The sequence below is a fragment of the Streptomyces sp. NPDC048612 genome (genome assembly GCF_043199295.1).
Classification (GTDB): domain Bacteria; phylum Actinomycetota; class Actinomycetes; order Streptomycetales; family Streptomycetaceae; genus Streptomyces.
Genome location: NZ_JBICVV010000011.1, coordinates 212,524 through 218,523 on the forward strand (window position 1 = coordinate 212,524; position 6,000 = coordinate 218,523).

Annotated in this window: 8 protein-coding genes; 5 read left to right on the forward strand and 3 right to left on the reverse strand. The window is 68.3% G+C overall.

Features of this window, described 5'->3' with window-relative positions; all coding sequences use genetic code 11:
- Positions 1-257 precede the first annotated feature (257 nt).
- The 4 genes from ACGFN2_RS19355 (at position 258) to ACGFN2_RS19370 (ending at position 2,388) form a co-directional block, all read left to right on the forward strand.
- A complete protein-coding gene (locus ACGFN2_RS19355) occupies positions 258-794 on the forward strand; it encodes a methylated-DNA--[protein]-cysteine S-methyltransferase (RefSeq protein ID WP_393361953.1) in 537 nt (178 codons plus the stop codon).
- Between the two features lie 55 nt (positions 795-849).
- A complete protein-coding gene (locus ACGFN2_RS19360) occupies positions 850-1,212 on the forward strand; it encodes a hypothetical protein (protein WP_393361956.1) in 363 nt (120 codons plus the stop codon).
- Between the two features lie 287 nt (positions 1,213-1,499).
- Positions 1,500-2,126, forward strand: coding sequence for an alpha-ketoglutarate-dependent dioxygenase AlkB (locus ACGFN2_RS19365; RefSeq protein WP_362613616.1), 627 nt, complete (start codon positions 1,500-1,502; stop codon positions 2,124-2,126).
- Between the two features lie 28 nt (positions 2,127-2,154).
- Positions 2,155-2,388, forward strand: a complete 234-nt coding sequence (locus ACGFN2_RS19370) for a DUF2277 domain-containing protein (protein WP_362613605.1) — start codon at positions 2,155-2,157, stop codon at positions 2,386-2,388.
- 129 nt (positions 2,389-2,517) lie between these two features.
- Here ACGFN2_RS19370 and ACGFN2_RS19375 read toward each other — a convergent pair whose 3' ends face one another.
- The 3 genes from ACGFN2_RS19375 to ACGFN2_RS19385 all read right to left on the reverse strand — a co-directional run bounded on the left by ACGFN2_RS19375 (position 2,518) and on the right by ACGFN2_RS19385 (position 5,028).
- Positions 2,518-2,688, reverse strand: coding sequence for a hypothetical protein (locus ACGFN2_RS19375; protein WP_362613607.1), 171 nt, complete (start codon positions 2,686-2,688; stop codon positions 2,518-2,520).
- A gap of 374 nt (positions 2,689-3,062) precedes the next feature.
- The gene (locus ACGFN2_RS19380; RefSeq protein WP_362613609.1) at positions 3,063-3,683 is read right to left on the reverse strand and encodes a flavin reductase family protein; all 621 of its coding nucleotides are present in this window, start codon (positions 3,681-3,683) and stop codon (positions 3,063-3,065) included.
- Between the two features lie 736 nt (positions 3,684-4,419).
- A complete protein-coding gene (locus ACGFN2_RS19385; RefSeq protein ID WP_393361961.1) occupies positions 4,420-5,028 on the reverse strand; it encodes a hypothetical protein in 609 nt (202 codons plus the stop codon).
- 690 nt (positions 5,029-5,718) lie between these two features.
- Here ACGFN2_RS19385 and ACGFN2_RS19390 point away from each other — a divergent pair.
- Positions 5,719-5,883: a hypothetical protein gene (locus ACGFN2_RS19390; protein WP_167538004.1), complete on the forward strand. Its 165-nt coding sequence runs from the start codon at positions 5,719-5,721 to the stop codon at positions 5,881-5,883.
- Positions 5,884-6,000: the final 117 nt, after the last annotated feature.

Below are 6,000 nucleotides of genomic sequence, written 5' to 3' on the forward strand. Positions count from 1 at the left end.
GACGGTGGGCAGACCCACGGATGAACGTCCCCCTGCCCTGAGCAGCACCGTTGCATCCAGTCGACGACGCTGGTCAGGGCACTGTCCCACCACCTGCGTCACGGGCCCGGCCCGGACGGGACACGGTGCGCCGCCCAGGGCCCCAGCACCGGCACCGGCACCGGCACCCACCTTCACGTCCGATTCCCGCCAGCCGAAGCGCCTCCGCTCCCGCAGACTCAAGGAGTGAAAGCAGCGGACACGAGCGAGGACGCGCCATGAACTCCCCCGGGACCACCACTGTCACCACCCGCTACACGACCTATGACAGCCCCCTCGGTGAGCTGCTGCTCGTCGGGGAGGACTCGGTCACCGCCGCCGGCGGTACCGCCCTCGTCTCCCTCACCATGCCGCAGCAGCAGGGCAGCACCGTAGAGGCGCACTGGCGGCACGACCCTGGCCCCTTCGCCGAGGCAGTCCGCCAGCTCCGTGCCTACTTCGCCGGCGAGCTCACCCGCTTCGAGCTGGAGTTCCGGACAGCCGGTACGGCATTCCAGGAGCGGGTCTGGCGAGCCCTGGAAGCGATTCCGTACGGCACCACGACCTCCTACGGCCGGCTCGCCGACGGCGTCGGAGTGCCGCGGGGCGACGTACGGGCTCTGGCGGCAGCGGTCGGCGCGAATCCTCTGCTGATCCTGCGCCCGTGCCATCGGGTGATCGGCACGGATGGCACGATGCGCGGCTATGCGGCGGGCGTCGATGCCAAGGTCGCGCTGCTCACGCATGAGGGCGCCCTCCAGCCCACCCTGATCTGACCCGGCCACGCCCGGGACCCCCTCCAATGACCTCACCCCTGATTCCCCCTCCGAGGTGGCCGCCTACGACGATCTCCCCTCCCCCGCCCCACACACCGAGACGGAACTCGTTGCCCTCCTCGACCTGTTGACCGCGCCCCGCCCGCCCATCGCCACGGTGGTCGTCGGGCACAGCCGGGATGCCGCGTCGTGTGCGTCCGCGGCCGCGTTCGTCGAAGCCTGGTGCGGAATCGGGCGGGAACCCGCCCTCGCCATGGTCGACTGGCCGGATTCCGCCGCGTCCTGGCTACGGGCGGCACACCGCTTCACCGCCGAGGAGCCGGACGCCTGGGTGGTGGCCGCCGCGCCCCTCGGCTGGGCCCAGATGAGCCGCCGACTGCGTCACAGCACCGACTGGGACCCCCGTGGCACGCTGTAAGCAGCCAGCCAGCAATGAGGCAGGAGCAGATGAGTACGCCACTTCCCGGATTCGAGGACTTCGGGGGCTACGGGGCCTACGGGGGCTACGAAGCTCTCGGGGAGCCGACGAGCGCAGAAGGATCTGGCCGACCGGGTGACGGTGAAACGCCGCAAGGGCCTGGAGATCCCGGGAATCCTGGAACTTCGGCCGGGGCCGGCGGAGCGGGCGAATCCGGCGGTTCCGGGGTCCGCCGCTCCCCCGCCAGCCCCGGCCGAAGCCATGCCCGTACCAACGGCCGGCGGGAGATCGCCCCCGGCGCCGTCCACGTCCCCGGCTGGCTGACCGTGGCCCAGCAGCGCGAGCTGGTCACCGCATGCCGTGGCTGGGCACGCGGCCCGGCCCCGATCCGGCACACCAAGATTCCGCGCGGCGGAGTGATGTCCGTCCAAACGGTGTGCATCGGCTGGCACTGGCAGCCGTACGCCTACACCCGTACCGCCGACGATGTGAATGGCGCCCGGGTCCCCGAATTCCCCGACTGGATGGTCGAGTTGGGCCGTCGGGCGCTGGTCGAGGCGTACGAGGACACCACCGCGGGTGACGGCTACACACCGGACACCGCACTGATCAACTTCTACGACGACCAGGCGAAACTCGGGATGCACCAGGACAAGGAAGAGCGCTCCGGCGCGCCGGTCGTCTCCCTCAGCATCGGTGACACCTGCGTCTTCCGGTTCGGCAACACCGAGACGCGGACCAAGCCGTACACCGATATCGAGCTGGCCTCCGGTGACCTCTTCGTCTTCGGCGGCCCGTCCCGCTTCGCCTACCACGGCGTGCCCAAGGTCCGACCGGGCACCGGCGACCCGGCAACCGGTCTGGCCGGCGGCCGCCTCAACATCACGATGCGGGTGACCGGACTCGACGGCTGACCGCGGCGGCGCGAGGCACACTGGACTCATGTGCCGCAGCATCAAGACGCTCCGCCCGCCCGCCACCCCCGAGGTCACCGACGAGGACATCCGGGCCGCGGCCCTCCAGTACGTCCGCAAGGTCTCCGGATTCCGCGCCCCGGCCGCACACAACCGCGAGGTCTTCGACCAGGCCGTGGACGCCGTAGCAGCCGCGACCCAGGACCTTCTGGACGGCCTGCAGATCCGCGGTTCGGCGGCTCGCCGCCACACCCCCTCCTGACCCGTGCGGACGGTCAGGCGCAGAGCCCATGGCCGCCGCCACCCTGCTTCACGGCCCACCCTCACCAATCGAGCAGCGACTGAGCCGGTAGGTAATCGCTCGGAGACTGTCCGTGCGCGGAGTACATATTCATCGTCGCGCGGCGCGTACGCACCCCAGGGTCGCGAAGATCCAGCCGACCCAGTCACCGTGCGGCACCAGCGGCCGGTATCCACGGAAAGTGGCGCATTGCGCGCTGCGCTCGTCGGCCATGTCCCACCTGTCGACGCTTGAGCCGTCGCCGAGCATCGCCTCGTACACAGAATTCTCATGCGCCGCCATTTTGAAATCACCCCTGAAGATCCGGGGCAATGAGGGGTCCAGTCCACCCAGCCGTTCCTTGACCAGGCCGGCGGCGCGCTCACGCGAGTACAGATTCGCAGGTCATCACCAGCAGCGCCCGCCTGTCGTCGGCGACGTACGCGGTCCCCGGCGCATACGCCGCCGACGCTACCCCGGCAGGCAGCAGCCGCCATCCGCAGCGATAACCGTCGGCTGACCGGCACTGTCACGTCACCAGCACCGAAGAGCGCGGAATCAGAGGCGAACCTTCCCCCGGGCGCATAAGAAGTCACAGCGACTCCCCACCTCAATTGCTCTCCCCGGAGTACCTCTACCCCCCTCTTCCCCCTCCCCTACCGGCCGCCGGCCGGTCCCCGCCAGTCCGCGTGCCGGATGCGGGAGATCTCCCGTACATCGCCGAGCGTGCCCCACTCGTCCTTTCCGAGCCGTGACAGCGGCTTCATCCGTGAGATCTCGGGGTGCCCGTCGACCAGCACGTCCTGCGACACCGCCGCATGCAGCACGCGTCCGAACACCACGGTGGCGTCCCCGATTCCCAGCGTGGTGTGCACCTCGCACTCCAACGCCACCGGGGAGGCCGCCACCCGCGGCGGCTTGACCCGCAGACTCGGCTCGGAACCGACCCCGGCCGCCTCGAACTCACTCACCCCGTGCGGGAAGTCCGTCCCCGTGTCATTGATCTGCTCGAAGAGTCCCTCCGGCGCAAGGTTCACCACGAACTGTCCGGTCGCCTCGACATTGCGCAAGGTGTCTTTGCGCCCGACGGAGGTGAACTGCACAACGGGCGGCGCGACACTGGCAATCGTAAAGAAGGAGTGCGGGGCTAGGTTCGCAGAAGCACAATCAGGGCTGATCGTCGAGACCCAGGCGATGGGCCGCGGCACCACCACCGCGGTCAGGAGCCTGTAGAACTCGTTGCGGGACATAGCAGCGGGATCGAAGTCAGTGCGCATGGTGATCAGTATCCAGGTGCGCGGCCGCAGACCGTACAGCGGATCTACGGCATCACCAAACCCCTGAGTTCGGCGGAAAGTGCCCGGTATCGGAGCCACCGAGCACCAGGAGCCGACGCCGTGCCCACAGCAGCCCCCACCGTCTGGGAGGACTTCGAGGTCCCCGCCCATGCCCGGGGCGGTCAAGTCACCCTCGACCTCCACGACCACCTTGCGGCATACGCCCCCAAGCGCCCTGGCGCCTCGTCGAAGCGCCCTACCCGACCTGGGCGTTCGGGCGGATAGCAGAGCATCCGGCTGCGAGGAGTGCGGCACGCGCCGGCCGCCGTCCTCGACCTGACCGTGTGCGCGGTGGCGGACCGACAGCGCACCCCACGCTATGGCGACCTGGCGCAACCTCGCGGTCGGCGCCCTGCGAATGAACGGCGCGAAGAACCTCGCCTCCGGCCGTCGCCGCAATGCGCGTGACGCCCGCCGACCCCTCACGCTCCTCGGCCTCGCCTGAGCACGAAGTGGACCTCACTCGACTACGCCGAAGCCCTGAGGGCTGTCGCAGAAATAACTTCAGGCTTTGACCTTGGTCAGGCGGGCTGTCTGCGAAGTCATCGAGTGGAACGGCGCTTCGGCGTTCGTGAGTTATCTTCCGATGGCTCCCCGGGCCCGCTCAGAGGTCGACCGGGGCAGGCGCATGCGTTCTCGGCGTTCTCTCAGGCCGAGACCGAGAGGTAACGCCACCTCAGATGGTCGGGGTGTCGTCAACAACCGGCCTGTGAATCTGAACAACCGGCTTCCACCCCGCTGAGAACTCGATGAAGTCGGCACGGGTGGGGTAGGTGTCGACCGCGCGACGGTCACGCTTGGGGCTGTCGCTCCCCTTGCGCCCCCGGGGAATCTGCTCCTCGAAGATGTCGACCTTCACGTCGGGAACCTCCTTGAGGCCCTGGCGCCAGATCTGCACGACGTCGGCGCCGAAGGCTTGCCGGGCTGCAGCGTAAAGGGCCGTGAGGGCCCCCTTGTCCCCACTAGGGACGAAAAGTGCCAGGTCCAGCACGACACCGGCGGACTGGAGGACCTCGATGGTCACCGAGCCGTTCTCGTCGGCCACGTAGATTCCGGCTTCATTCTCGTCGTCGGGAAGGCAAGAGACCTCTTCCTGGAATACGGTCCTCGCCGTGACCGAGCCGCCCTCGAAATCCTCACCGGACTTGGTCAGAAAAGCAGGGACATAGCAGTCGGGAAGCTTGAGTTCTGCCGTGCCGGCGGAAACGAAGAGCCTGTCTTTCACGCCGAGCTTCGCCACCTCTTCCAGCGAGAGGCGGCGAGCGGCGATCTTCTCCGTGTTCACGTTTTCCCTTTCAGGTTGCATTGTCCCTCCGAACAACGACGCTACCACGAAACCCTGAGGTCAACTGCCCAGCAATCTTTGGGTAAATGGCCTCGATGACCTGCACGGGAGGATGCCGAAGCAAGTGCCACTCGGCCGGGAACACGCATCCGCCAGGTAGTGTCCCTCGCCGTGCTGTTGGGGATCAACTGGCGGCTGCATTGCGGTGCGTTGGGCAGTGCGAAGGAACCAAAAGAGAGCTTACGGCAGATACCACCCATATCACCTTCGGGGAGGTGGCGGCGCGGTAAGGCGATCCATTCGTCGTGCATCTCGAAGAGCGCAGCGGAAACCAACCGGATGGTCCGACAACGCAACAACGGAGCCCCCCATCGGCAACATCTGGATGAAGCGTGAACCGGAAGTCGCGTACTACCGCGCCCTCTTCGTTCAGGACTCGGTGTAGTCGACTGACGCCCGCTTGCTGACGTCTCGTCACGTTAAGGGGGGTTCGGTACACAGCAGGCACGGACGTCCGCGATCACGGGCGCGCCGGTGGGGAAGCCAGTCCGTCCCCGTGCTCTGGCCGACTCCCACAGAGGCCACGGAGCCCACCACGGGGCACCAGCAACCTGCGTGGCGCTTTTTGCTCTTGCCTCCGTGAGGGGTGGGCGGCCGCTGTGTGTGGCTCGCATCGGAGGGAGCGAACGCATGAGCAATCAGCGAAGGCTCGAAGGACGCAGTGAACTCCTTGTGGCGGTCGAGGTGCTGTCCGGCGTCCACGATCGCAACGACGCGAGTATGTCCGACCCGCCACCGGACGCCACAGGCGACACCCAGCCCGACGGTGACGGCCTCAACCACCCCGCCGGTTAACCGTCCCGCCCCCGGGGCGGGGGGGGGGGTTGGGGGCCCCCCGCCCCCCCGCCCCCGCGCCCCCAACGGACGCCGGGGGGGCGCACCCCGCCACCACGGCGCGGGGGGGCACCACGG